This is a genomic window from Microbispora rosea (genome assembly GCF_044460045.1).
Lineage (GTDB): Bacteria > Actinomycetota > Actinomycetes > Streptosporangiales > Streptosporangiaceae > Microbispora > Microbispora rosea.
Window position 1 is genome coordinate 483521 of the sequence record NZ_JBITJO010000005.1, and the last position, 24780, is coordinate 508300.

Annotated in this window: 22 protein-coding genes; 6 read left to right on the forward strand and 16 right to left on the reverse strand. The window is 71.8% G+C overall.

The window, feature by feature from the left end:
• Positions 1-128 precede the first annotated feature (128 nt).
• A complete protein-coding gene (locus tag ACIBK1_RS24210; RefSeq protein ID WP_030512280.1) occupies positions 129-734 on the forward strand; it encodes a carboxymuconolactone decarboxylase family protein in 606 nt (201 codons plus the stop codon).
• A 16-nt stretch (positions 735-750) separates the two neighbouring features.
• Here ACIBK1_RS24210 and ACIBK1_RS24215 read toward each other — a convergent pair whose 3' ends face one another.
• The 4 genes from ACIBK1_RS24215 to ACIBK1_RS24230 form a co-directional block, all read right to left on the reverse strand.
• Positions 751-1872: a DUF6461 domain-containing protein gene (locus ACIBK1_RS24215; protein ID WP_030512279.1), complete on the reverse strand. Its 1122-nt coding sequence runs from the start codon at positions 1870-1872 to the stop codon at positions 751-753.
• A gap of 64 nt (positions 1873-1936) precedes the next feature.
• Positions 1937-2905 (reverse strand): MerR family transcriptional regulator, encoded by a 969-nt coding sequence (locus ACIBK1_RS24220; RefSeq protein ID WP_396737825.1) that lies wholly within the window; start codon positions 2903-2905, stop codon positions 1937-1939.
• Between the two features lie 40 nt (positions 2906-2945).
• Positions 2946-3656 (reverse strand): Mut7-C RNAse domain-containing protein, encoded by a 711-nt coding sequence (locus tag ACIBK1_RS24225; protein ID WP_396737828.1) that lies wholly within the window; start codon positions 3654-3656, stop codon positions 2946-2948.
• A gap of 26 nt (positions 3657-3682) precedes the next feature.
• Positions 3683-4144, reverse strand: a complete 462-nt coding sequence (locus ACIBK1_RS24230; protein WP_030512276.1) for a MarR family transcriptional regulator — start codon at positions 4142-4144, stop codon at positions 3683-3685.
• 60 nt (positions 4145-4204) lie between these two features.
• Here ACIBK1_RS24230 and ACIBK1_RS24235 point away from each other — a divergent pair, with 60 nt between their 5' ends.
• Positions 4205-5080, forward strand: coding sequence for an alpha/beta fold hydrolase (locus ACIBK1_RS24235; RefSeq protein WP_396737832.1), 876 nt, complete (start codon positions 4205-4207; stop codon positions 5078-5080).
• A gap of 1 nt (position 5081) precedes the next feature.
• Here ACIBK1_RS24235 and ACIBK1_RS24240 read toward each other — a convergent pair whose 3' ends face one another.
• Both ACIBK1_RS24240 and betA read right to left on the reverse strand, forming a co-directional pair.
• The gene (locus ACIBK1_RS24240; protein WP_357326609.1) at positions 5082-6539 is read right to left on the reverse strand and encodes an aldehyde dehydrogenase family protein; all 1458 of its coding nucleotides are present in this window, start codon (positions 6537-6539) and stop codon (positions 5082-5084) included.
• A gap of 1 nt (position 6540) precedes the next feature.
• Positions 6541-8175, reverse strand: coding sequence for a choline dehydrogenase (gene betA / locus ACIBK1_RS24245; RefSeq protein WP_396737835.1), 1635 nt, complete (start codon positions 8173-8175; stop codon positions 6541-6543).
• 41 nt (positions 8176-8216) lie between these two features.
• On the opposite strand from betA, the gene ACIBK1_RS24250 reads away from it, so the two are divergent.
• Positions 8217-9047: an IclR family transcriptional regulator gene (locus ACIBK1_RS24250; protein ID WP_396725950.1), complete on the forward strand. Its 831-nt coding sequence runs from the start codon at positions 8217-8219 to the stop codon at positions 9045-9047.
• 117 nt (positions 9048-9164) lie between these two features.
• On the opposite strand, the gene ACIBK1_RS24255 is transcribed toward ACIBK1_RS24250, so the two are convergent.
• The 6 genes from ACIBK1_RS24255 to ACIBK1_RS24280 all read right to left on the reverse strand — a co-directional run bounded on the left by ACIBK1_RS24255 (position 9165) and on the right by ACIBK1_RS24280 (position 15830).
• Entirely contained in the window at positions 9165-10331 is a 1167-nt protein-coding gene (locus tag ACIBK1_RS24255; protein ID WP_396737838.1) for an NAD(P)/FAD-dependent oxidoreductase, read from the reverse strand.
• Positions 10332-10348: 17 nt separating this feature from the next.
• Positions 10349-10696 (reverse strand): bifunctional 3-phenylpropionate/cinnamic acid dioxygenase ferredoxin subunit, encoded by a 348-nt coding sequence (locus tag ACIBK1_RS24260; RefSeq protein WP_030512270.1) that lies wholly within the window; start codon positions 10694-10696, stop codon positions 10349-10351.
• 310 nt (positions 10697-11006) lie between these two features.
• The gene (locus ACIBK1_RS24265; RefSeq protein ID WP_030512269.1) at positions 11007-11351 is read right to left on the reverse strand and encodes an SPW repeat domain-containing protein; all 345 of its coding nucleotides are present in this window, start codon (positions 11349-11351) and stop codon (positions 11007-11009) included.
• Between the two features lie 143 nt (positions 11352-11494).
• On the reverse strand, positions 11495-12121 hold the full coding sequence (locus ACIBK1_RS24270; protein WP_396737841.1) for a hypothetical protein: 627 nt from the start codon (positions 12119-12121) through the stop codon (positions 11495-11497).
• 84 nt (positions 12122-12205) lie between these two features.
• Complete coding sequence (locus tag ACIBK1_RS24275) at positions 12206-14941, reverse strand: M14 family metallopeptidase (protein WP_396737844.1); 2736 nt, start codon at positions 14939-14941, stop codon at positions 12206-12208.
• Positions 14942-15170: 229 nt separating this feature from the next.
• The gene (locus tag ACIBK1_RS24280; RefSeq protein WP_030511737.1) at positions 15171-15830 is read right to left on the reverse strand and encodes an NAD(P)H-binding protein; all 660 of its coding nucleotides are present in this window, start codon (positions 15828-15830) and stop codon (positions 15171-15173) included.
• A 148-nt stretch (positions 15831-15978) separates the two neighbouring features.
• Between ACIBK1_RS24280 and ACIBK1_RS24285 the strand changes: the two genes are divergently transcribed.
• Positions 15979-16746: a bestrophin-like domain gene (locus ACIBK1_RS24285; RefSeq protein WP_030511738.1), complete on the forward strand. Its 768-nt coding sequence runs from the start codon at positions 15979-15981 to the stop codon at positions 16744-16746.
• 1 nt (position 16747) lies between these two features.
• Entirely contained in the window at positions 16748-17302 is a 555-nt protein-coding gene (locus tag ACIBK1_RS24290; protein WP_396737847.1) for a hypothetical protein, read from the forward strand.
• Positions 17303-17383: 81 nt separating this feature from the next.
• Here ACIBK1_RS24290 and ACIBK1_RS24295 read toward each other — a convergent pair whose 3' ends face one another.
• Positions 17384-18430 carry an aldo/keto reductase gene (locus ACIBK1_RS24295; protein WP_396738025.1) on the reverse strand — a complete coding sequence of 349 codons (1047 nt, stop codon included), beginning with the start codon at positions 18428-18430 and terminating at the stop codon, positions 17384-17386.
• A gap of 109 nt (positions 18431-18539) precedes the next feature.
• On the opposite strand from ACIBK1_RS24295, the gene ACIBK1_RS24300 reads away from it, so the two are divergent.
• Entirely contained in the window at positions 18540-19211 is a 672-nt protein-coding gene (locus ACIBK1_RS24300; protein ID WP_396737850.1) for a TetR/AcrR family transcriptional regulator, read from the forward strand.
• Between the two features lie 49 nt (positions 19212-19260).
• On the opposite strand, the gene ACIBK1_RS24305 is transcribed toward ACIBK1_RS24300, so the two are convergent.
• The 3 genes from ACIBK1_RS24305 to ACIBK1_RS24315 are packed head-to-tail and all read right to left on the reverse strand — an operon-like array spanning position 19261 to position 24690.
• The gene (locus tag ACIBK1_RS24305) at positions 19261-22857 is read right to left on the reverse strand and encodes a helicase HerA domain-containing protein (RefSeq protein WP_396737853.1); all 3597 of its coding nucleotides are present in this window, start codon (positions 22855-22857) and stop codon (positions 19261-19263) included.
• The gene (locus ACIBK1_RS24310; RefSeq protein WP_396737856.1) at positions 22854-23612 is read right to left on the reverse strand and encodes a hypothetical protein; all 759 of its coding nucleotides are present in this window, start codon (positions 23610-23612) and stop codon (positions 22854-22856) included. Before ACIBK1_RS24310 ends, ACIBK1_RS24305 begins: the two co-directional genes overlap by 4 nt.
• Positions 23605-24690: an endonuclease domain-containing protein gene (locus ACIBK1_RS24315; RefSeq protein WP_396737859.1), complete on the reverse strand. Its 1086-nt coding sequence runs from the start codon at positions 24688-24690 to the stop codon at positions 23605-23607. Before ACIBK1_RS24315 ends, ACIBK1_RS24310 begins: the two co-directional genes overlap by 8 nt.
• Positions 24691-24780: the final 90 nt, after the last annotated feature.

Here is a 24780-nt window from a genome sequence, read left to right on the forward strand (position 1 = left end):
CCGGCGATACGAAGGAGGCGACACCGAGACCGCGTCCGTACGAGAATCCGTGCGTCGCACGGATGAGCCGGGGCCGGCGAACGGCGACGCTGGTGGCCCAAGCAAACCGGCGACGGTGAAAAGAGACCATGGACAGAATCGGTTTTCTCGGCATGCCCGACGTCGGCGCGGAGGCCCGGCAGATCTTCGACGAGGACGTCGCCGAGGTCGGTTACGTCATGAGCGTCTCACGCCTGTGGGCCTATCAACCGGCGACGGTGACGGGGCTGTTCGCTTTGCTGCGGCAGGTGAACACCGGGGACCGCCTCAGCCTGCGTCAGCGTTCCGTGCTCGTCACCGCGTGCGCGTCGGCGTTCGGCGATTCCTACTGCTCACTCGTGTGGGGAGGCAGGCTGGCCGAGGCGAGCGACGCGCGGACCGCCGCAGGGGTGCTCAGGGGCGTCGACGACGGCCTGAGCGACAGCGAGCGGGCCATGGCGGCGTGGGCCCGGAAGGTGGCGCGCGACCCCAACGGCACCACCGCGGCGGATGTGCAGGAGCTGCGCGACGCCGGATTCGACGATGCGCAGATCTTCACGATCACCGTGTTCGTGGCGCTCCGCGTGGCGTTCTCGACGGTCAACGACGCGCTCGGCCTGCGCCCCGACGCGCCTCTTCGCTCCACCGTGCCCGGTGCCGTCCGCGACGCGGTCACGTTCGGCCGCCCGATCGACGACGTCGAAGACGAGGCGTAGCCGCGGACGGCGGCGTTCAGGCGTCCGTGCCGGACAGGATCCCGCGGACGGACTCGCGGACCGCCGGCCAGTCGTCGCCCAGGGCCAGACCGGCGTGATGGTAGGCGTCGAAAACCATCGGAATGTCGACGTCCGTCAGGGCGGCGCCTTTCGGTCCGCGTGCGGCGATCTGCAGGGCGATTCCCGCCTGCATCCGCTGCCATGCCGGGTCCTGCTCGAACGACGGGTCGTCCGCGTCGTCATCGTCGTCGTCGGTGAAAGCTTCCTGGGCCAGCGGCGCCACGAGCTGCTCACGCAGTTCCACGGCCCGCTGCGCCCCGGCGCGCCGCCCCGACGCGAGGTCGACCAGGACGTCTCGTACGACGGGGATCTCGCCCAGGCGGAACCGGGTGGCGAGCAGCGCTGCCAGGTGCGTGAGCGCGGTGAACTGCCGCGACTCCGGCGCGGCCCGCACCGCGTCCCTCAGTTTCACCTCCGGGTCGTTCCGGTATTCGGCGAGTTCCTCGGGTGAGGGCGGCTCCGCCGCCAGGGGCCATCGGAAGGTGAGGTAGGGATGCGCCCCGGACAGCCATTCGGCGGTGAGCCGCACCCCCGTCACCAGCTCGACCACGGTCATCGCGGCGGCCTGCCAGTCGTCCTCGTCCCCGGCGAGCAGGTCGGTCATGGCACGCAACTCGGGTTCGAGCACCGCGAAGTCGTCGCCGGTCCACTCGTCCCAGAACATCGCGTCGAGGTTGACCAGCACTCTGCCGTCGGCCGCGTAGCTCAGCCTGTTGTCGCCCTCCACGTTCCAGTAGACGCCGCACACCCGGCCGTCGCGGCTGAGCCGCCGCAGCACCTCGGGCAGGCTGCCCAGGAATCCGTTGTTCTCGAACAGCACCACGGCCGATCCGACCGGTTCCACCAGCATCGGATAAACCCCGTCGTCGTAAGGAAGCGCTTCCAGCGGCGCGGCCTCGTGCACCTCGTGCCGGGTTCCGCCGCTCACCCGTGCTCCGGCGTCGGCGACGGGGAACGGCCGGTGGTCGTGCGGGACGACGACCGTCCAGCACATGGCCACCTCCAGCCACGGTTCATCCCGCAGCAGCTCCCGGTAGTGGGAGAACACCTCGGCGAAGGCTGAGCGGCCATCGGTCATGGCGGACACTCCGGAGCGCGGGGACATTTCGGAGTGATCTTTGCAGAAGGAACCGGGGCGCGTCTCACGAAGCGCGAGCGCGCAGGGCCTGGACGAACCAGGTGAGGGCCGGGGTCAGCGGTTCCGGGGGCGGCCAGCCGTTGACCACCGCGAGCAGCCGGAGGTACGCCTCCCTGCGCGGGTCGTTCGCGGTCTCCAGCAGGGTGAGCAGCCGGTGTCGCAGGGCGCTGTCGTCGGGGTGGCCCACGAGGTCGGCGTACCGCGCGACCACGGCGGCGACGACCGCGTCCGCCTGGGGTGAGGCGCTGTCGACGCCCGCCGCGAGTGCGGGGGCGACGTGGTCGCGGACCATCGCCACCGCGCCCGGGCGCGGGACGTCTCCCCGGGCGCGGCCGGCCCCGTGCTGGTCGGCCCCGTGCTGGTCGGCCCCGTGCTGGTCGGCCAGGTGCTGCTCGGTGACGCGCCGCATGAGCGCCCCGAACTCCGGGTCGCGGGCCATTCCGGCCAGCTCGATCCACGCCTCGACCTGCTCGTCTTCGGGATCGTCGGGCAGCTCGGGGGTCATCGTGCGCCTGATCCCGGTCAGGTCGGCGTCCAGGCCGCCGAACGCGGTGTCGAGGAAGCCGCCGACCAGGCGGCGGCGCTCGTCCTCGGAAAGCCTGGCGAGTCTGTGCATGAGATCCGTCTCCTCTGGGGTGGAGCCGCGCCTGGCCACCGCCGTCGCCACCGCGCGCCGCAGGCGCAGCACGCGGATCTGCGTCGAAAGCGCCTCGGCGTGCGCCGCCGCGACCTGCGCCAGGGACAGCTCCCGGTCCAGGACCTTACGGATCGTCGGCAGGTCGATCCCCAGGTCGCGCAGCGGGCGTACGAGCTCCAGCCGGGCGGCGGCGTCGGTGTCGTAGAGGCGGTGGCCGGCCGGGCTGCGGCCGGTGGGCGGCACGATCCCGCAGTCGGAGTAGAACCGGATGGCCTTGACCGTCAGTCCGGTCCGCCGTGCCAGCTCACCGATCGAGTAGAGCGTGTCGCCGTTCATGTCCCCACCCTGGCGTCTCCCCCTACTGGAGACGCAACCGCTACCCGAGACGGACGGCGTGGAGGGCGCGGTCGACGACGGCGGCCAGGTTCCCGCCGTGGGCGCCGCGCCAGTAGATCCGGCCGCAGGCGAGGCAGTGGGCGAACTCGTCGTAGCTGCGCCGGGTCCCGGCCTCCAGCGCGTCCTCCACCTCGGCCTTGCCGACCGGGGCGAGCCGCCCGTTGCAGGCCGTGCAGCGGGTCCACGGGGCCAGCGGCGGGCGGAAGCGGTCGAGCACGTCGAGGAACTGGTCGTCCGGCCGCGCGCCCCGCACGTACGCGCCGAACCGCAGCGACCGGCGGCGCAGGATGCCCCGGTCCTGCGTGAGCAGCACCCGGTCCTCGGCGCCGGCCTGCTCGATCAGGGCGTCGTCGTCCATGTCGTTGCGGTAGGCGGTGTCCAGGCCGACCAGGCGCAGCCGACGCGCCAGCGTCCCCAGATGGACGTCGAGGACGAACCGGCAGTGGGGCACGGCCTGCGGCCTGGGCACGGCCGGCACCTCCACCACCTCGTCCTGGCCCGGCCGATACGACCGCTCGACCGGGCGGCCTCCGGCGACCGGCTCGCCGATCTCGGTCAGCGGCACGCCCGCCGACTCGATCAGGTGGCCGAGCGAGGACGTCCCGTCGTACGGCACGACCACCTCGGGCCGACGGTTGCGCGGCGCGAGGAAGATCCACAGCTCGGGTGCGAAGCGCACGGACACGTCCATGCCTCCAGCATGCTCCCCGCATCGGCTCATCGGTCCTGTGCCGTCAATGCGTCCAGCGTCGTGGTGAGGAAGAGCCGCACGGCGGCGGTCTCCCGCTCGTCGAATCCGGACAGGACCGTGACCGCCGCGTCGATGAGCGGGCCGAAGTAGCTCCACCCCAGTTCCTTGGCGCGGTCCTCGACTCGCAGCAGGACCCGGCGCCGGTCCTTGACGTCACGGACCCGGCTGACCAGGCCGAGCCGTTCGAGCCGGTCGACGACCCCCGTGGTGCCCGCCGAGTTCAGGCCCAGCCCGGAGCCGAGGAAACCGGCGGTGGCGTCGATCCCGGCCCGCTCCGCGTCCAGCAGGCAGATGAGCGCCCGCACGTCGGTGGCGTGCATGCCGTGCCCGGCCGCGAACTCCGCCTGCCGCAGGCCGTACTCCACCGTGACCGCCCGCAGCAGGTGGAAGATCTCCATCTCCGGGCCCTCGTGCCCGCGCGTCATCATGAAACCTCCTATTATCTCGCTGAACGAGATTATCGCTCAGCGAGGCATTCTGGAGGCGTCTTGACGACCATCGACGACGGGTTTCTCGCGGCCTACGACGCCGTCCTGGCGACGCGCTGGCCCGCCTCCACCGAGTCGGTAGAGATCCGCACGCCCTACGGCACGACCCACGTCAACTCCGTCGGCCCCGCGGACGCGCCGCCGGTGGTGCTCCTGCACGGCGGCGGGACCACCTCGACCGTCTGGTCCGGCACGGCGCGGGCGCTCGGCACGGCCTACCGGGTGCACGCGGTCGACACCGTCGGGGACGCGGGACGCAGCGTCGCCGGCGATCGGGCGATCCGGACGCTGAGCGACCAGATGGCCTGGCTCGACGCCGTGCTCGACGGGCTCGCCGCCTCAAAAGTGTCCCCGGCGGTGTCTCTGTGCGGCCATTCCTACGGAGGATGGAGCGCCCTGCACTACGCGGCGCACGCGCCCGCGAGGGTGAGGGCCCTGGTCCTGGCCGACCCGACGAACTGCTTCACCGGTTTCTCCCGCCGCTATCTGCTGCGCGCCCTGCCGATGCTGCTGCGCCCGACCGTACGCCGACGCCGCGCGTTCCTCGGCTGGGAGACGGGGCAGGCGGCGCTGGACGAGACGTGGCTGCGCCTCTACGACCGCGCCGCCGCCTTCCCCGCCGCCCGGCCCCTGACCGGTCCGCGCCCCGCCCCGGAGGCGCTGCGGGCGCTGCGGCTCCCGGTGCTGCTTCTCCTGGCCGAGCGCAGCAGGGCGCACGACATCGGCCGGGTGGCCGCCTCCGCCGCGGCGCTCCTGCCGCGCGTGGAGACGGCCGTGCTGCCCGGGGCCACCCATCACACCCTTCCCCTCGCGGCGCCGCCCGAGATGGACGGCCGCATCGAGGAGTTCCTCGCCGCGCACGGGCGAGGCGACTGACTCAGGGGCGGAACCAGTGCTGGGGGCGGGGATCGGTGTTCTGCCAGATGTGCTTGATCTCGCGATATTCGTTGAGCCCGGTCGGACCGAGCTCCCGGCCGACGCCGGACTGCTTGAACCCGCCCCACTCCGCCTGCGGCACGTAGGGGTGGTAGTCGTTGATCCACACGGTGCCGTGCCGCAGCCGGCCGGCCACCCGCTGCGCCTTGCCCGCGTCCGTCGTCCACACCGCCCCGGCCAGCCCGTAGTCGGTGTCGTTGCCCAGCGCGACGGCCTCGTCCTCACCGGAGAACCGCTCCACCGTCAGCACCGGCCCGAACGACTCCTCCCGCACGACCCGCATACCGCGGTGGCAGCCGTCCAGCACGGTCGGCGGGAAGAAGTAGCCCGCGCCCTCCAGGCGCCGCCCGCCGCAGCGCAGCGTCGCGCCCTCGGCGATCCCCGCCTCGACGTACGCCTCGACCTTGGCCAGATGCCCGGCCGAGATCAGCGGGCCGGTCTCGGCCTCGGGGTCGAACGGCCCGCCCAGCCTGATCCGCTCGGCCCGGCGCACCACGGCGTCGACGAACTCCTCGTGGACGGAGTCCTCCACCAGCAGCCGGGCGCCGGCGGAGCAGACCTGCCCCGAGTGCAGGAACACGGCGGTCACGGCGAAGTCGACCGCGGTGTCGAAGTCCGCGTCGGCGAACACGATGTTGGGGTTCTTGCCGCCCAGCTCCAGAGCGACGCGCTTGACCGTCTGCGCGGCCGAGGCCATGATCCGGCGCCCGGTCGTCAGGCCGCCGGTGAACGAGACCATGTCGACGTCCGGATGCTCGGCCAGCGGCGCGCCCGCCTCCGCGCCGGCCCCGAGCACCAGGTTGGCCACGCCGGGCGGCAGACCCGCCTCCTCAAGCAGCCGCATCAGCAGGATCGCGGTGGACGGCGTCAGCTCGCTCGGCTTGAGCACGAAGGTGTTGCCCGCCGCCAGCGCGGGCGCCACCTTCCAGGAGGTCTGCAGCAGCGGGTAGTTCCACGGCGTGATCAGGCCGCAGACCCCGACCGGTTCGTACACCACCCGGCTGATCGCGTCGGTCCGCCCGGTGTCGACCACCCGTCCGGCGTCGGTGCCCGCGATCCCGCCGAAGTAGCGGAAACACCCGATCACGTCGTCGACGTCGTACTCGCTCTCCACCAGGCGTTTGCCGGTGTCCAGCGACTCCGCCCGCGCGATCTCGGCCTTGTCGCGCTCGAGCAGACCGGCCACGCGCAGCAGCAGCGCCCCGCGCTCCCGCTCCGGCGTGCGCGGCCACGGACCCTCGTCGAACGCCTGCCTGGCCGCCGCGATCGCCGCCTCGGTGTCGGCGCGGCCGGCCTCCGCGACGGTGGCCACGTGCTGTCCGTCGGCCGGGCAGTGGATCTCGCGCCGGCCGCCCTCGGCCGCGTCGCGCCACTGCCCGCCGATGTGCAGGTCCTTCATGTCAGGCGTCCTTCCTGTGCCGGTAGAACTCCACCGGCTCGGGGGCCAGGGGAGTGTTACCGAGGATCAGGTCGGCCGCCTTCTCCGCGACCATCATCACGGGCGCGTAGATGTTGCCGTTCGTGACGTACGGCATGACCGAGGCGTCCACGACCCGCAGGCCCTCCAGGCCGTGCACCCCCATGGTCAGCGGGTCGACCACGGACATCTCGTCCACGCCCATCTTCGCCGTGCAGGAGGGGTGCAGTGCGGTCTCGCCGTCCTTCGCCACCCAGTCGAGGATCTGCTCGTCGGTCTCGACCTCCCGGCCGGGGGACAGCTCGCCGGCGTTGAACGCGTCCATGGCCGGCTGGTTGAGGATGCCGCGGGCCACGCGTACGGCCTCGACCCACTCGCGGCGGTCCTGCTCGGTGGACAGGTAGTTGAAGCGCAGCGCGGGCTTCACCCGGGGGTCCGCGCTCTTGATCTTCACCGAGCCGCGGGCGTCGGAGTACATCGGCCCGATGTGCACCTGGTAGCCGTGCCCGCCGGCCGGAGCGCTGCCGTCGTACCGCACGGCGACGGGCAGGAAGTGGAACATCAGGTTGGGGTAGTCGACGTCCTCGTTGCCGCGTACGAAGCCGCCGGCCTCGAAGTGGTTGGTCGCGCCGGGACCCTTGCGCAGGAACAGCCACTGGGCGCCGACCATCGGCCGGTTGATCCACTTCATGGCGGGCTGCATCGAGACCGGCTGCTTGCAGGCGTACTGGATGTAGACCTCCAGGTGGTCCTGGAGGTTCTCGCCGACGCCGGGCAGGTCGTGGACCACGTCCACACCGTGCGCCTTCAGGTGGTCGGCGTCGCCCACGCCGGACAGCTGCAGGAGCTGCGGGGAGTTGATCGCGCCGCCGCAGAGGATGACCTCCCCGGCCCGCACCCGCTTGCCGTCGAACTCGACGCCGACCGCGCGCTTGCCCTCGAACAGGATCTTCGTGACGAACGCCCGGGTCTTGACCGTGAGGTTCGGGCGGTCCATCACGGGGTGGAGGTAGGCGCGCGCGGCCGACAGGCGGCGCCCGCGGCGCAGGTTGCGGTCGAACGGCGCGAAGCCCTCCTGGCGGTAGCCGTTCACGTCGTCGGTCAGCGGGTAGCCCGCCTGCTGCACGGCGTCGAAGAAGGCCGTGAACAGCGGGTTCTTCGCCGGGCCGCGCTCCAGCACCAGCGGCCCGTCGTGCCCGCGCATCGGGTCCGACGCGTCGGCGGCCAGACAGGTCTCCATGCGCTTGAAGTACGGCAGGCAGTGCGCGAAGTCCCAGGTCTCCATGCCCGGATCGGTGCCCCAGCGCTCGTAGTCCATGGGGTTGCCGCGCTGGAAGATCATCCCGTTGATGCTGCTCGACCCGCCGAGCACCTTCCCACGGGCGTGGTAGATCCGCCGGCCGTTCATGTGCGGCTCGGGCTCGGACTCGTACTTCCAGTCGTAGAACCGGCTGCCGATGGGGAACATCAGCGCGGCCGGCATGTGGATGAACACGTCCCACAGGTAGTCGGGACGGCCCGCCTCCAGCACGAGCACCCGGTTCGAGGGGTCGGCCGAGAGCCGGTTCGCGAGCGCGCTCCCCGCTGATCCACCACCGACGATGACAAAGTCATACATGTCCGCCTCCCGGGCAGGATGATATTGATATGCGCAATAGAGTGCAGCATTCGCAACGTCACGCGCCGGACCCCGATCTCGCGGGGACCGACGAAGCCGCCGCGCGGTCCGAGGGGAGCGGCGGCGTCCAGTCGGTGGACCGGGCCGTCACGATCCTGGAGATCCTCAGCCGGCGCGGCGAGGCCGGCGTGAGCGAGGTCGCCGCGGAGATCGGCGTGCACAAGTCCACCGCGTTCCGGCTTCTCGGCGCCCTCGAAGCGCGCGGCCTGGCGGAGCAGGCCGAGGACCGCGGCAAGTATCGCCTCGGCTTCGGCGTCGTCCGGCTCGCCGCGGGGGTGGCCGCGCGGCTCGACCTCGTCCAGCAGAGCCGCCCGGTGTGCCGGAGGCTCGCCGAGGAGATCGGGGAGACCGTCAACATCGCCGTCGCGCGGTCCCATTTCGCCATCAACCTCGACCAGGTGCGCGGCCAGGCGGCCGTGACCGCGCACAACTGGGTGGGCCAGCCCACCCCCCTGCACGCCACGTCGAGCGGCAAGGTCCTGCTCGCCCACCTCGACGAGCGGCGCCGCGAACGGCTCATCACCGCCGCCGGGCTGGAGCGCTTCACCCCGGCGACGGTGACCGACGCCGACGAGCTGCGACGGCAGCTCGACGAGGCGCTGCGTCGGGGCTACGCGGTCACCGTGGAGGAGTACGAGATCGGGCTGAACGCCATCGCCGCGCCCATCCGCTCCCACGAGGGCGAGGTGGTGGCCGCCGTCAGCGCCTCCGGCCCGGCCTACCGGTTCAGCGAGGAGCGCATGCACGAGCTCGCGCCCGTGCTCGTCGCGGGCGCCGCGGACATCAGCCACCGTCTCGGCCACGCCGGATGATCCGGATCGCCGCACGCCCAGTGTCGGTGGACCCGGTGTCGGTGGACCCGGTGTCAGCCGACCCGATGCGGGCGGATCCGGTGCCGCGAAGACGTCCCCGGTGGGACACGGCGGCGCTCATCGCGCCCCGGCGGGCTCGTTCACGCGGCGCCGCCACCGGGTGAACGAACGCGGCTGGTCGACGCCGAGCACCGCGACCGTGCGGCCCTCCCGGCGGTAGACGGCGAGGAAGCGGCGGGACGCGAGGTCGCCCTCCTCGACGCTCACCTCGTCTCCCGGCAGCGTGTGCCCGGCGAACTGCACCCGCATGCCGTACTGGTCGGACCACAGGTAGGGCGGCGCGAGGGTGTCCGGCACGGCGGCGCCGCCGGACAGCAGCGTCCGCGCGGCCGTCGCGGGACGCCGCGCCGCACCGGTCCAGTGCTCCACGCGAAGGTGGGCGCCGAGAGCGGGGTCGAACCAGGCGGCGCAGTCGCCGACCGCGACGACTCCCGGCACGCTCGTCGCGCCGCCGGTGTCGCAGACGACGCCGTCGCCGACCTGCACCCCGCTGCCGTCGAGCCACTCCACCACCGGCCGCGCGCCGATGCCGACGAGCACCACGTCGGCGTCCAGGCGGCGTCCGTCCTCAAGGAGCACGCCGTCGACGCGGCCTTCGCCCGTCAGGTCGCGTACGGCGGCGCCGCAGATCAGGCGCACCCCGTGGTCCTGGTGCAGCCCGGCGAGCGCGGCGCCCATCTCGGGCCCGAGCGCGCGGGCGAACGGCGCGGGCGCCGCCTCGACGATCGTCACGTCGAGCCCGAGTGTGCGCGCGACGCAGGCGACCTCCGCGCCGATGAAGCCCGCCCCGATCACCACGAGCCGCCGGGCGGCGTCGAGATCGGCCCGCAGGGCCGCCGCGTCCTCGATCGTGCGCAGCGTGTGCACCCCGGCGAGATCGCCGCCGAGGGTGCGGGCGACCGCGCCGGTGGCGATCACCACGCCGTCCGCCTCGACCGCGGAGCCGTCGGCCAGCGCGATCCGCAGCGACCCGCCCTGTTCCAGCCGGGTGGCGGCGACGCCCAGGCGCCAGTCGGCGTCGAGGTCCTCGCCGTCGCCCTCCAGGGCGAGGTCCGCCGTCGTCATCTGCCCGGCGAGGAACTCCTTGGACAGCGGGGGCCGGTCGTAGGGGCGGTGCGGCTCGGCCCCGACGATCGTCAGGCGCCCGCCGAAGCCCTGGGCCCGCAGCGCGCGGGCCGTCGACAGCCCGGCGAGCGACGCGCCGACGATAGCGACGGATTTCACGGCACCCTCACGGTGTCTCAGGCCGAACCGGTGCGGACGCCGGGCGGGAGGTTCGGCGGCAGGTCCGAGGGCACGATGTAGACGGTCTCGTCCTGGACCACCACCTGGTGGGTGCGCACCGGCAGCTTCGCGGGAGGAGCGTCCACCCGGCCCGTGCGCAGGTCGAAGCGCGACGCGTGCAGGGGGCACTCCACCTCGCACCCTTCCAGCCACCCGTCCGCCAGCGACGCGTCCTGGTGCGTGCAGGTGTCGTCCACCGCGTACAGTTCACCGTCCTCTGTGTGGAAGACGGCGATCGGGGGATCTGTCTCGACTCGGAGGGCCTCACCCCGGGGCAGGGCGGCGAGGGGGCACGCAGGAATCATGCGAGGGTTTCCCAGTTTCGTCTGGTGGAACAGGAAGCGCTATACGCAACAGATTGAGTGGAGATCGCGCCAAAGTCAAGGGGCGACATATCGCCTATGGAGTGATAAGCGCGACTCTGGTCCCTGTGCAGGTGAGGCCCCGTGCCCAGCCCCCGTAGCCACCGCCCCTGCCACCGCTGCTGTCGCCCACGCGCCGACTCCCTCGCCGGGTGCCGGAAAGGCGTACGGCCCCGCCGCCGGTCGCCGGGAGGGCGACGGAGGCGGCGAGGCCGTACGCGAGGGTGGGCGGGTGAGGGTCGGGCGGTGAGGGTCAGGCGGTGACGGTCGTGCGGCCGCGCACCTGCAGGACGGTCAGCAGGCCGACGACGACGGTGACCGCGCCGGTGATCCAGGCGGTCCACGCCGAGGCGGAGTCGCCGTCGAAGCCGAACGCCCAGGGGGAGACGAACAGCAGGGCGCCGAACGCCGCGGTCACCCAGGAGCTGGCGCCGCCCGCGCCCAGAATGGACCACAGGGCGGAGACGACGAGCAGGGCGCCGAGGACGAGCAGTGGCTGCGTGGCCGCCTGGGCGTCGGCCCAGAAGAACGGTGCGAGCACCGCGACCAGCCCGGCGACGAGGGCGACGACGTCGGACAACGATCTCGTGAGATCCATCCGTGCCTCCGTACGGGGAGAGGTGACCTGTAACCTGACGGTCTGCCTGATTGACCGCCCGGTCAACAATCCGCTACGTCAGGATTTCCTAACCCTGTGTCACCTCGTCCTGGACGGTGCTGGTTCGGCGGGGAACCGCCGGGTCAGGACTGGTTGAACAGCGACAGGGTGATGGTGGAGTGGTATTCGCCGGCGGCGACGTCGGCGGGGGTGCGCAGGGCGAGGTCGGCGTTGACCTGCGAGGTGCCGATCTCGTCGGCGGAGTCGGCGGAGGAGACCAGCAGTTCCTGGCCCTTCAGGCCCACCTCGGGGGCTCCGGTGCCGTCGGAGACGACACTGGAGACCGGCTCACCGGCGGCGACCGCGCCGGTGGAGGAGTCGCTGATCAGGTGCGGCTTCCAGCCGAGGTATTCGGGGCCGATGGTCTTGGCCGGGTCGTCGGCGGCGACGAACTGGCTGGCCTGGCCGACGACGGCCCAGTACTCGCCGGCGGGGATCTCCTCGGGGGTGCGGGTGTCGGTGACGGTGACGGTGGGCAGGGTGCCGGTGAACTGGCGGGCGGCGGCGTCGGAGCCGTTCTCCTCCAGGGACACCCCGTTGTTGTCGGCCACGGTCATCGACAGCTGGCCGGGGGTGGTGGTGGGCTGGATGTTCACCGACACATCCACGCCGCCGGTGGCGGGGTCGTCGTCGGCCATGGCGGGGGTGGCCGCGCCGGCGAGGGCCAGGCCGAGCACCGACGCGGCGAGTATCCGGGTGGTCATTCTCATGGGAATCGCTCCATCTATGGGGGGCGGGGCCGGCCGGCTGGTCGGCCGGCCGGCCCCGGGTTGTGCTACGGCGGTGTATGCGGCTCAGCCGCAGCTGGACGCGCCGTGGGCGGCGTCGTAGGACGAGATGACCTGCTTGCCACCGATCGTGGCGGTCGCCTTCACGGTGACCGTGCCGGCGTCGATCTGGGGGGCGCGGGTGTTGAAGGACTGGTAGGCCTGCTTGCCCGGAGCGACGTCGGCCACGGTCTTCTTGCCGAACGCGGTGTTCAGCTCCACGGTCGCCGGCACGTCACCGGCGTTGACGGCCGTCACGGCGACGTACGCCAAGGTGCCCGTGCAGCGGGACGAGGCGGTCACGGTCAGCGGCACCACAGGAGCCTTGTCGACCGTGACGGTCTCGTTGTTGTAGTTCTTGCCGTTGCCGTCCGGCTTGTAGTTCTTCTCGACGTTGCCCGCGAGGTCCATGGCGAACCAGTGCACCTCGGTGGTCTTGTCGACCGTGATCTTCGCGGCGCCCTCACGCATGCCCGACGAGGTCAGCTTGGGCGAGCTCAGCGTCGGCCGGCTGCCGTCGAGGGTGTAGTAGACGTTCGCCGGCTCGTCCACGCTGAAGGTGAACGTGGCCGAGGTGTCGGTCCTGTCGGTCACCACGAGCTTCGACTCGGGCCTCTGCTTGTCCTTCTGGTACATCTGGGCGACTTCGAGGATGCCGATCTGGCCGTTGGAGAACTCCATCGCCTCCTCGTGGCCCTCATCGAACGGGGGCTGGAAGCCGACCGCGTTGTACCTGTTGGTCGCCGGGTCGTAGACGTCGGCGCCGACCTCGAAGTCCCAGCCGATGATGCCCTTGTTGTACCAGAACTCGTCGGCGCTGTTGCCGGCCGCCGAGTAGAGCACGTCGATCACCGGGCCGGTGCGCCCCGGCCAGATGGCCGTGCCGCGCCAGCCCTGCACGGCCGACAGGATGTGGGTGGAGGCGTTCCAGAAGTACTCCTCCGTGCCCAGGTCCGGCCGCGGCAGCGTCTCCCGCCCGGCGGTCTTGTACGCCCCCGGAGGCCACATGAAGTAGCCGCCGTAGGAGTGGGTGTTCATCGCGAACTTGATGTTCGGGAACTTCTCCGTGAGCCACACCTCGTTGCGGGTCTCCGGCTCCGACAGCTCCGACGGCCCGGCGTAGGTGTCGCCGGTGCAGGTGGTCGAGCCGCCGTTGTATCCGTCGTAGACGCTGCCCACCGAGAAGTTGCGGTTGAGGTCGACGCCCCAGGAGTTGCGCCGCCCGGGGTCCGACCCGTCGGCAGCGCAGTAGTTGACCATGTTCCTGCGCTGCATGTTGTAGTCGTACATCGAGTAGTGGGCGCCGTCGGGGTTCATCGTCGGCACGATGAAGATGTCGAGGTTGTTCACCAGCTTCTTGGTGTCCGCGTCGAGCGCGTAGTTGCGCAGCAGCCGCTCGGCGGTCTCCACACAGGTCAGCGAGGTCACCCACTCGCGGGCGTGCTCCTGGCAGTAGAGGAACACACCGGTCTTCGAGCCGTCCCGGCTCTTGCCGATGCGCAGCGCCTTCATCTGGAACGGCTGACGCGAGACGGTCGCCGGCGCCTTGAGGTTGTCGGTCAGCTTCGTCGCCGGGGCCGCCGCCACCACACCGGCGCCCGTGCTGGTCCGGTAGAGGGCGGCGGTCAGCAGCGCCGAAGCGGCGGAGTCGCCGTTGAGCGCGGCGACCACCTGGGTGGCCGTGCTGGTGACCGCGCCGGAGGCGTCAGTGGCCAGGTTCACCACGACGTCCTTGCCGTTGACGGCGACGGAGAGCGGCGCCGAGGCGGTCCCGGGGTTCGCCAGCGCCACGCTGACGTCGTTGCCGCCCTCGCTGCCGTACGCCTTCGACGTCACGTAGAACGTGCTCGCCAGGGCGCTTCCCGAGCCCGTGCCGAACTGCGCCTGCGCCTGGCGGCGGTAGCCGTTCGTCTTGTTCGGGAGGTCGACGATCTCCGAGATGTTCGGGAACTGCTTGGCCAGCGCGACGATCCGGCCGGTGACCTCGGTGGGGTCCATGTAGTGGTCGACGAAGTCCTGCACGTAGTGCTTGCTCGGCGCCTTACGCGGCTCGCCCAGCCACTTGGTGACCGGCACGGTGACCGAGCCGCCCCGGCTGCTGGTGATCGTGACCTGGGTGGGGGTCTCCGTGATCGGCAGCGGCGAGTTGAACCGGTGGTACATGTACTGCCCCGCGTCGGTGAAGCGGGACATCGTCGTCGAGCCGCCGGAGTCGGGGGCCGTGCCGGGGCCGCTGTCCCAGGTGGCGGTGAGCACGGTCTGGGCGTCGGTCGCGCTCGTCTTCACCTCCACCGACAGGAAACGCTGGTTGTCGAGGCTGGTGAACCACTCGGCGCGCAGCGGGGTCAGCGTGTCGGTCTCCGCCGCGTCGGCCGACGCGGTGGCGAGGGCCTGCCGCCGTTCTGCCAGGTTCGCGGTGTAGTCGCTCTGGTCGGAGATGGCGTCGCGGACGTCGAAGCCCTGGTCGCGCAGACTCCGCGCCTCCTCGGGGCTGAGCACGGCGTGCACCTCGATGCCGCCGTCGACGGGCTTGTTGTATTCGGCCAGGTCGACGCCCAGGGCGAGCAGCCTGTCCACGCCCGACTGGTCGGCGACGACGACGCGCATCAGCGCGACGCCGTTCTGCGCGGTGCTGGACGCCCGATCGGGCGGGACCGGATCCGGAGAGGGATCGGCGAGCGCCGGGAGGGCGTTCAGAGTGATCGCCAGGGGGAGTGCGAGCGCGGCGGCATAGCGACGCGCTCTCCGGGGAGAGCTACTCATCGAGTTTCCTCCATCTGGCGTGCCTTTCCGGGGAGGGGGGTCAGCCCGGAGTGGATCACGCGAAGTCGAGGGAAGTCTTCGTCACCCCGAAAAGCACGTCAAGGCGCATGAACCCCACAAATTCGGGATTTTTCCGTAACGCAACGATCTAGTGCCCGATTGGGTATTTAGTGCCTCTTGCTATCCGGGACGGCATGGGTAACGGTCCCGGAACACCCCGGTGCGGTGATCACAGCAGCACGAGGCGTACGGCCTCGGTGACGGGCACGCCCCCGCCGATGAGTTCGAGGACGCGATGCCGCGTCTCCGGAGCGTCGATCAGCGCGGCGATCACGGCGGCCACGTCGTCGCGCGGCACGGCTCCGGAGGGAAGCGGCGGGTCGGCGAGCGTCACCAGACCGGTCCCCGGCCCGTCGGTGAGCCGCCCCGGCCGCAGGACCGTCCAGTCGAGCGGGCGGGCGCGCAGATCCTCTTCCGCCGCCGTCTTCGCGGTGATGTAGGCCGCCCAGACCTCGTCGCTCCCCGGCGCGGGCGGCGATCCCGCGCCCATCGAGGAGATCTGGATGAAGCGGGACACGCCTGCCCGTTCGGCCGCGTCGGCGAGCAGCACCGAGGCTCCCTGGTCCACGGTGAACTTGCGCGCGACGCCGCTGCCGGGTCCCGCCCCGGCGGCGAAGACGACGGCTCCCGCCCCCAGCAGGATCTCGGCCACCTTCTCCGGCGTGGTCCGCTCCAGGTCGCACACCGCCGCCTCGGCGCCGGCCGCCTCCACGTCCGCGACCTGATCCGGGTTGCGGATCAGCCCCACGGGCGCGTCGCCCCGCCCGCTCAGCAGGCGTGCCAGCCGAAGGGCGATCTTCCCGTGTCCGCCCGCGATCACCACGCGCATGCGCTCACCTCCCCGCCGATCCTGCCATGACCTCTCCCGGCGGGTGGCGCAGGCCGCGCCGTCACTTGCCCGTCTTCGCTGGTCAATGGTTACTTCTTGTGATACTCATGTCACTGCAAGTAATCGGCAAAGTGTCTGTGGAGATGTCATGCTCTTGGGCGTACTCGCGGTCGCGGCGGCCGTCGGGCTGGTGGCCGTGGCGGCCCTTCTCTTCCGCGCGCTGGGCCGGGGCACCGACGACCGCGATCCCGGCGGCGCGTCCGCCGGTCACGCAGGGTCGATGCTCTCCTCGCTGTTCCTGCTCGTGTTCGCCATCGCGATCGTCGTGCCGTGGACCACGGCCGACTCCGCACGGCAGAACACCTACTCCGAGACCCAGGCGCTCGTGGAGGCCTACTGGGCCGCCGCGCCGCTCCCGGCCCCCGACGCCGCCCAGGTGCGCGAGGGACTCCGCGAGTACGCGAGATACGTCGTCGAGGACGAGTGGCCGCAGATGACGACCGGACACCTCGGCACCGAGGGGACGTCGCGGCTGGAGGCGCTGCGTGCCCACGTGACCGAACTACCGGCCACGACCGAGGAGGCGCACGACGCCAGGGACGCCGTGCTGGAGCGGATGGCGGACCTGTTCGCCGCCCGGCGGCAGCGCGCCGCCGACGCGGGCACCGAGCCGCCCCCCGGCGTCATGCTGCTGACGGTGCTCACGGGCGTCCTCGTCGTGGTCTTCCCGTTCCTGGCCGGGGCACGGCCCCGGGGGCTCACGCTCGTGCCGGTGCTGGCGATGGCGGTCCTGCTCGGCGTCGGCGTCTATCTCGCCTGGAACATCTCCCGCCCCTTCAGCGGCGGCCTGGCGGTGAAGCCCGACGCGTTCGTGAGCGCCCTGCACGAGTTCCAGCGGATCCCCGAGGGCCGCTGACATGGGCAGGACGGCGGGCCCGCGCGTGGCCGTCGCGGTCGCGGCCGTTTCCGTCTGTGCCGCGCTGACCTGTGCCACGCTGACCGCCGCGGCACCCGCCCCGGTCCGGGCGGCCGCCGGTGCGTCCCTCACGGCAGACGATCCGAACGGACCGGGCCTGCGGGTCGGCGTCTGCCTCGACGTCGACGTGATCGTCGACCTGCACGCCGAGGTCGGCATCGGAAGGCCGGGCTGCGCGCCGCCGACACCCGTGCCACCGCCCACCCCTGAGCCGCCGCCCGCGCCGAAGCCTCCGGTGCCGGCGCCCGAGAAGCCCGCCCCGGCGCCCCGGCACTCCCCGCATCGGGTGGCGGCCGCGCCCCGGCCCGCGGCGGCGCCGTCCCCGAGCCCTCGTCCGACGCCGCGGCCCACTCCGTCGCCGTCACCCGTCTACCGGGTGCCGGCCATGCGCGCGATCGCACCCGTACGGCACCGCAACCCCCTGGGGACGCTCACCGTTGTCATCGTCCTGTCGGTGGCGATCGCCGCCGCCGGTGCCGCCGCCTTCCGCCGCTAGGAAAACCGGTAGGAGGGTGCGGTCGCGCCGGGGAAGCAGGTAGTTCCTCGACGGAGCGGGCAGCAGGAGCTGAGGCGGCCCTCATCGCCGGAATGTGCCGGAAGGGGGGTCGGTGAGCGCGGCGCCGAACACCCACGGTGAGGTCTGGGCGATGAAGTCGCCGGGAAATCCGAGGGTGAACTCGGTGGCCTGTTCCAGGCGCGTGCGCACTTCAGGGGGGAGGGCGAGGCCGGCGGCGGCGAGATTGTCACGTAGCTGGTCGGCGGAACGCGCCCCGACGATCGGATGGACGGCGGGAGAGCGGCTCATCGTCCACGCGATCGCGACCTGCGCCGGGGTCGCGCCGAGGTCGTCGGCGGCCTCCTGCACGGCCCGGGCGACGGCGTGGTCGCGGGCCGAGAGCGACTCGGCCTTCAGCCGTCCCGCGGGCACGGCCCCGTCCTGGGGGGTGTGTACGCGGGGCAGTGTGTACTTGCCGGACAGCACCCCGCCGCCGAGCGGGCTCCACGCCGTGACGCCGAGTCCGAGGGACTCGGCCATGGGGAGCAGTTCCCGTTCGACGTCACGCTGCAGCAGGCTGTACGGCACCTGCAGGCCGATGAAGGGACTCCAGCCGCGCCACTCGGCGAGGGTGTTGGCGCGGGCCACGACCCAGGCGGGGGCGTCGGAGATCCCCACGTAGAGCACCTTGCCGGCCTGGACGGCGTCGTCCAGCGCGCGCATGGTCTCCTCGATGGGCGTGCCACGGTCCCACATGTGCACCCAGTAGAGGTCGAGATAGTCCGTACGCAGCCGGCGCAGGCTGGTCTCCAGGGAAGCCCGGAGGTTCTTCCTGTGGTTCCCCGCGGCGTTCGGGTCGGAGCGGTCGCGAGAGACGGTGTACTTCGTGCCGAGGACGAACGACTCGCGCCTGCCCTCGAGCAGCTCGCCGAGGATCTCCTCGCTGGCTCCGTCGCGGTAGTTGACGGCCGTGTCGATCATGTTGCCGCCGGCCTCGGCGTACAGGTCGAGCATCCGCCGGCACTCCGCCGGCGGCGCGCCCACCCCGCCCTGCTCTCCGAAGGTCATCGCGCCAAGGATCAGTTCGGACACCCGAAGACCGCTGGTGCCCAAGGTGCGGTACCTCATGCCGATGCCTGTTTGTGTCATGAAGGCACCATACACAATGTATGGACATTGTGTCTGTACGCGGCGTTCATACATGGCGTCCGTACAGCACGTCGGTATCCTGAGGGGCATGTCTTCGAAGCCCGGTGCGCGGCCGGCCCGTAGATCGGCCGCGGAGCCGGCGTCCACCGGGTTGCGGGAGCGGATCCTGTCCGCGACCCGCGAGCTGCTGCGGGAGCGCCGCTTCGACACCCTCAGCGTCGCCGACATCCTCACCGCCGCGGAGGTCTCGCGGGCGAGCTTCTACTTCTACTTCCCGAGCAAGCAGGCCGTGCTCGGCGAGCTGGTGCGCGACGCCGTCGCGCAGGGACAGCGGGCCGCGGACCCCTGGATCGGCGGGTCGCAGGACCCCGTCGCCGCGCTGCGTGCGGGGGTGCGGGACGGCGCCCGGCTGTGGCGCGACAACGCGGGCATCCTCATGGCGATCGTGGAGAGCCAGGGCTCGGACGAGGGGCTGCGAACCCTCTGGCTGGAACAGATGGACCTGTTCACCGACGCCGCCGCGGCCCGTATCGAGTCCGACCCGCAGGTCCGCGGGCGGCTCGGGGACATGGACGTGCGCGCGGTCGCCGCGTCGCTGACCTGGATGGGTGAACGGCTCTACTATCTGGCCGCGGCCGGTGTCCCCCCGTTCGACGACGAGGAGGTCCTCGTCGACGTCCTCACCAACGCCTGGGCATCGATCCTCTACGGCCGGCCGGTCACCCCGCCCAACCCGACTCCCAGGGCAGAGCAGGTGTAGCGGAGCCGGCGTCGCCTCCGAGGACGGCGCCGGCTCCGCGCGCTCTCATTCAGGACCGGTTCGCCCGGGCCACGACCTCCTCGCTCGTCAGCGGGCTGCTCGGGTGGTGGCTCAGGCACAGCGGCGTACTGACCTTCGTGAACGACCCGCCCTCGAAGGCCGCGTAGAACTGGCCGGACCGCAGCCGTGCCACGTCGGGGACGTCGCCGCCCTTGGCCCTGGCCAGCTCCCGCGCCGCCGTGATCTGGGCCGGCGCGTTGAGCAGGCCGAAGAACTGGGTGGCGGCGTTGCCCGTGATCCGGTTGTGCAGGCCCTTCGGCGCCTGGGTGGCGAACACCAGCCCGAGGCCGTACTTGCGGGCCTGTGCGGCGAGGGCGAGCGTGCTCTGGGTGCACACGGTCGCCGTCCCGGACGGCGCGAACGTCTGGGCCTCGTCCATCACGAACAGCCCGCCGAGCGGCCGGTCTCCGGCGGGATGCCGCTTGATCCAGGAGAACAGCGCCATCTGCAGCTGGTTGACGAAGCCCTGCCGCTGAGCGTCGGAGGCCAAGCCGGTGAGGCTGATCACCGACACGCGGGCCCGCTTGCCTTCCGGCGGCGTCAGCAGGACGCCCGGATCGACGGGCGTCCCGGTCCCCGCGAACAGCGGATCACTGATCGTCTCCGCCCTCAGGTGCTGGGCCATCTCGGTCGCGAGCCTGGCCGCGCCTTCGAGAGTGCTCACGCCGTCCGGCAGGTCGTCGAGCAGGGCGATCAGGCCGGCGAGGCTCGTGCCGCCGCGCCGTCCGTAGTGGGCGACGGCCTCGCGGAGCACCGCCTGGCCGAGATGCGCCTTGGCCGTCTTGGCCTCCAGCTTCGCCCGGGGCACGAGCGCGGCGAGGGCGGCGTCCACCGCCTCGCCGAACTCGTCCGGGTCGTCGGCGACGCTGCCGAAGTCGGGCAGCGGCTGGAAGCTCAGCGGCCGTCCCGACTCCTTGCGCGGCGTCCAGATCACCACGTCGGTGTTCGCCAGGTAGTCGTCGGCCCTGGCCGCGTCGCCCTCGCCCCACTCCGCGGGTGGCTCCGGCCACGGGTCGCCGAGCCGCGCGAGGTCGTTGTTCGCGTCGAGGACGATCGCCGAGACTCCCTGAAGAGCGCACTCCTCCACGAGGCGGCGGATCAGCACCGTCTTGCCGGAGCCCGAGCCGGCGAAGATCGCCATGTGCTTGCGCAGGGTCTCCAGTTGGACGCGCACCGGCCGGCCGTCCGATGTCGCCGCTCCGATCGTCAGGTTGGGAGCCTCAGGGCCCTCGTCCGATGACAGTGGCCTTCGCGGGCGGGGAACGGCCGCCGCCTCCGCCGCCGGTGTCTCGACGGCCGGTGTCTCGACGGCCGGCGTCTCCGCGACCGGTGTCTCCACGGCCGCCACCTCGACGGCCGGTAGCTCCGTGTCCGGTGCATTGGCCGGTGCCTCGGCCGGTGACGTCACAGTGAGGTCCGAGGCGGCGGGCAGCGGCGGCCAGACCTGCAGATCGGGAACGGCCGGGCCGAGGGTGACGCCGGAAACCGCGGCGCTCGCACCGACAGGTTCCGGCACACCGCCGGAGGCCGGGGACGCCGCGATGCCGAAGGCCAGGGACTGCGCGGTGCCGGGAGCCGCGGCAGGTGTGTCGGCGGCAGGTGTGTCACCGGAGGGCAGGGGCGGCGCGTCGGCCACCGGCAGCGTCGTGAGTCCTGGCACCCTCTCCAGACGGAGCAGACGCCGTTCGGGATTGGCGGTGCGCCGGGGGCGGTCCTGCGACCGGCTCGGCCGGGCGGACAGTCCGGTGCCGGACACGCGGGGAACGGCCGCGTCGCTCAGCGCCTCGGCGAACAGCTTCACTTCGCTCGTCGGCTTACGCGAGACGAGCCACGCCCGGAGGTCCGGCGAGTTTTCCGTCAGCAGGGTGCGAAGCGCGGAGAAGATCCTCAGATCGTCCTCTTCGACCTGGAGCACTCGGCCGCCCGCCTGTTCGAAGGCGGCCAGGGCCTGCTGGGTGGCCGGTCCCTTGGCCCAGCTCTGGTTCCTGAGCACGAACAGCTTGCGCGCGGGGATCCGCTCGTCGAGCCCGGCCGCCGTCGACGCGGTCTTCAGCCGGTTGAGCGCGGCGGTGTGATGGGATGCCGAGATGGCGCGGAAGCACCAGTGGGCCTCGTTCTCCGTCTCCTCGTCCAGCGTCCGTCGCAGGCGGGCGTGCAGGGGCGGCTTCGTGCTTGGGGGCGGGTCCTGGGTGAACAGGCGCCCGTCTTCGCCCTGCTCGGCGATCCAGGCGGACAGTCCGGCCGACAGCAGCCCCGGCATCACGACGTCCTCGGTGATCGGGTCCAGCGCCTCCACCACGTCCGCCCGCTGCCGCAGCTCCGCGAACCGCCTGTCGAGCGCGCCGAAGTCGGGTTCCTGCTTCGGCGGCCGGGGTTCGGGGTCGATCTTGTTCGAAGGCGCGCCAGTCAGCCGTTCCAACTCCGTGACCTGCCCGCTCGCCAGGCATGACCGGACGTGCTGGTCGATCCGGATGAGCAACTGGCGGGGCGTGTACTGGTTCGCCTCCTCGAACGCCTCCGGCTTCACCGGCCACGTCGGATACGGCGGCGTGAACCTCACCGCGCCGTACTGCGCGCTGAACCGCTTCTCGACCAGCTCGATGCCCGTTCGCGCATCGGGGATGGTGTCGAGCGGCATGGTCTCCCGGAACCGGTCCTGCACCGTGTCCGTGGCTTTCGTGCGGATGAGCTCCCACGTCGCGGGAAGGCAGGAGAGCACGGTCAGCGTGCGGCGGGTCACCTCGCGGAGGTTCATCAGGCCGCCCGCGATCTGTTCGACGACGGCCGCCTGCTGCCAGGAGTCCTTGGTGTCTCCCGCCATGGCGACGGACGACTGCGCGATCAGGACGTCGATCTGGTCCACCGCGATGACGGAGGGACCGGTCAGCGCCACCAGGCGGGACAGGTCCCTGACGATCTCCTGCGGCGACTTCGCGATCGTGCTGAAACCCCAGCCGGCCCGCTCGCCCGGGTCTCCTTCCGCTGCGCACGAGAGGTAGGCGTCTCCGACGTCCTGCGCGGACGGGTCGCCGGACGCGCGCAGGACGAGCGCCCTGGCAACGTCTTGGGCGACGCCGCCGACGTGCCGGTCGTAGCGGCGCAGGGCGCGCACGAAGTCGTCCAGGTCCTGCCGGGAGAGCGACGCCTCACCGGTCAGCGACCGGCGCGCGTCCTCCGGGATCTCGGCCATCAGGCACAGCCGCCACAGCAGCTCCGTGAGCTGGGTCCCCGATCCCGGTATGGGCCGGGAAAGGCTGTCCAGCATGGACAGCAGCACGCTGTCCCAGAAGCTCCTGGCGTCGAGCAGGCTCACCAGGAAGAAATAGCCGTCCTCCTCGTGCACCTTCTGCCGGACCCAGCCGAGCAGGTGCGTCTTGCCGGAGCCTCGCTGTCCCTCGATGACGATGCCGATGGGGCTCGCATCGGCGCTCTCCTCGGCCTCGATGAACCCGTCGAGGACGGTCTGCGCGGTCCGCTGGTGGAGGGTCCCGACGTGGAACGGCAGCGGGCGCCAGACGTCGTCGGGGACCTTGGCGTAGTTGAACCTCAACGCCGACAGAGCGTCCAGTTCCTTGCCGGACATCATGCTCCGATCCAGATGCGGTGCTTGGGCTGGTCACCGACGACGACGGCGGCCTCCCGATCCGCCTGGGTGAGGGTCTTCTGGTTCTCCCAGGGAACGAGACGTACGTCCGGCAGGCCGATCATGTGACAGAGGGCGGCGTCGACCACGTCCCTGGGGGCGTCGCCCAGGAGGGGACGCAGCCGGGTCAGGCTGACCCAGGCGTTCGGCCTGTCGGCGAGCTGCGCGTACGCCTTGCGGATCAAGGTCTCGACGTCTTCGGACGCGGGCACCCTCTCGATCGGCGGCGGCGCGATCGGCGGCTGCGGGATCGGCGGCTGCGCGATCGATTGCTGCGCGATCGGTTCTGCCGTCGTCCCTGCCGTCGTCTCTGGCATCGACGACTCGTTCAACCCGGGGACGAGGTCCTCCCGGCCGAAGATCTCGGCGAGGCTGGTCTCGCTCCGGTCGATGTGCCGCTGGAGGTTGCCGACGAGGGCCTTGACCGCAGCCGCGGCGAAGCCGGTGCCCGGCGCGCTGATGCCGTCCCGGACGAGCTCCGACGCGTGGTGCCAGCCCTTGTCGGTCAGCACATGGCTGAAAGAGCGCCCCGTTCTCCGGCTGGTGACGAATCCGCCGTCGTTGAGGGCGGTCCGCTCCTTGCCCGTGACGGTGACGCCGTACTTCTCCTTGAGCTCGGGATTGGACACCTCCCGGTCCTCTGCCATCAGGATCAGTAGGGCGCAGGTCGCGGAGAAGGACAGGGGTTTGTCAGGCATGGGGTGACCCTTCGAACGTTCCATTGCGGCACTGGTGGAGGAAGCGTTCCAACTCGGCGAGCACGGTGCTGACACGTTTCAGCACCTGCTCGTTGGTGAATCGGCGGACGGCGTAGCCGTCCCGGCGCAGGCGCTGGTCGCGCAGTCCGTCGGCGGCGCGGCGGAGCGGACCGAGATGCTCGGGACCGTCGATTTCGACCACGCATCGTTCGGCACGCCAGAGCAGGTCGACGCGGATCGGGTTGCTGAGCGGTCCTGAGGCGTGGAGCTGGTTCCACTCGCGGCTTGCCGCCCAGTCGCACGGCGACAGTGCCGCCTCCAACCGCCGTTCGGCGGCGCTGCCCGGGTGCGGCAGCCCGGCGAGAGGCGGATAGGTGAGCGCCGGCAGCGGAGACTCCTCGGCGCCGCCCGGCTCGATCTCGCGGACGAGCGCCGCCACATCCTCGGGGATCGGGGCGGCCACGGACTCGATCCGGTCGACGGAGCGCGGCGGCGGCCCGGTGAGCCAGACGCCGAACCCGCCGTGGTGGGCGAGCCATTCGCAGGCCGCGACCAGCACCTCCTCGGCGGCGGGCGGGAGCCCGGAGGGAACCCGCACGAGGATCGCGGCCTCCGGCCGCCGGTAGCCCGAGCGGAGCACCCGGGCCAGCCCCGCGGCGCGGATCTCGGGCGGGAACGTCCCGGCCCGGCCCGTCGTACGGCCTCCGGCCACGACCCCGCGCGTGACCCCGCCCAGGGCGGCCCGCTCGCGCAGGGCGCGTTCGGCGAGTTGGGCGAGGAAGGGCGCGAAGTGCCTTGTGCCGGAGCCCGTGCGCAGGGCGAGGGCACGGACGGCGGCGACGGCCGCGCCGCCGGTTCCGGTGATGCCGCCGGCCTCGGGCAGCCAGGCGGGGAACATCGCGAGCGCGGCGGACTCCAGCTCACGCAGCACGTCGGCGACCACGTCCGCAGGGGTCAGGGCCGGGCGAGGGACGTAGGTGACCAGCGCGGGCGCGTCGTCGGGCAGGGGGTCGACCGCCAGCGCGACGGCGTCCGGGTCGCCGTGCAGGTGCACGTCTTGTCCCGCGTGCAGATACACGTCCGATTCTGCGTGCAGATGCACGACCCGGCCCGTGGGTAGCTCCCTCCACGAGCGCGCCACGCCGTCCCCGCCCTGTTGTTGAAGATC

Coding starts and splice junctions, on each gene's coding strand:
- ACIBK1_RS24210 (WP_030512280.1), top strand. CDS start 129: ATGGACAGAATCGGTTTTCTCGGCATGCCCGACGTCGGCGCGGAGGCC.
- ACIBK1_RS24215 (WP_030512279.1), bottom strand. CDS start 1,872: ATGACCGATGGCCGCTCAGCCTTCGCCGAGGTGTTCTCCCACTACCGG.
- ACIBK1_RS24220 (WP_396737825.1), bottom strand. CDS start 2,905: ATGAACGGCGACACGCTCTACTCGATCGGTGAGCTGGCACGGCGGACC.
- ACIBK1_RS24225 (WP_396737828.1), bottom strand. CDS start 3,656: ATGGACGTGTCCGTGCGCTTCGCACCCGAGCTGTGGATCTTCCTCGCG.
- ACIBK1_RS24230 (WP_030512276.1), bottom strand. CDS start 4,144: ATGATGACGCGCGGGCACGAGGGCCCGGAGATGGAGATCTTCCACCTG.
- ACIBK1_RS24240 (WP_357326609.1), bottom strand. CDS start 6,539: ATGAAGGACCTGCACATCGGCGGGCAGTGGCGCGACGCGGCCGAGGGC.
- betA (WP_396737835.1), bottom strand. CDS start 8,175: ATGTATGACTTTGTCATCGTCGGTGGTGGATCAGCGGGGAGCGCGCTC.
- ACIBK1_RS24260 (WP_030512270.1), bottom strand. CDS start 10,696: ATGATTCCTGCGTGCCCCCTCGCCGCCCTGCCCCGGGGTGAGGCCCTC.
- ACIBK1_RS24265 (WP_030512269.1), bottom strand. CDS start 11,351: ATGGATCTCACGAGATCGTTGTCCGACGTCGTCGCCCTCGTCGCCGGG.
- ACIBK1_RS24270 (WP_396737841.1), bottom strand. CDS start 12,121: ATGAGAATGACCACCCGGATACTCGCCGCGTCGGTGCTCGGCCTGGCC.
- ACIBK1_RS24275 (WP_396737844.1), bottom strand. CDS start 14,941: ATGAGTAGCTCTCCCCGGAGAGCGCGTCGCTATGCCGCCGCGCTCGCA.
- ACIBK1_RS24280 (WP_030511737.1), bottom strand. CDS start 15,830: ATGCGCGTGGTGATCGCGGGCGGACACGGGAAGATCGCCCTTCGGCTG.
- ACIBK1_RS24285 (WP_030511738.1), top strand. CDS start 15,979: ATGCTCTTGGGCGTACTCGCGGTCGCGGCGGCCGTCGGGCTGGTGGCC.
- ACIBK1_RS24290 (WP_396737847.1), top strand. CDS start 16,748: ATGGGCAGGACGGCGGGCCCGCGCGTGGCCGTCGCGGTCGCGGCCGTT.
- ACIBK1_RS24295 (WP_396738025.1), bottom strand. CDS start 18,430: ATGAGGTACCGCACCTTGGGCACCAGCGGTCTTCGGGTGTCCGAACTG.
- ACIBK1_RS24300 (WP_396737850.1), top strand. CDS start 18,540: ATGTCTTCGAAGCCCGGTGCGCGGCCGGCCCGTAGATCGGCCGCGGAG.
- ACIBK1_RS24305 (WP_396737853.1), bottom strand. CDS start 22,857: ATGATGTCCGGCAAGGAACTGGACGCTCTGTCGGCGTTGAGGTTCAAC.
- ACIBK1_RS24310 (WP_396737856.1), bottom strand. CDS start 23,612: ATGCCTGACAAACCCCTGTCCTTCTCCGCGACCTGCGCCCTACTGATC.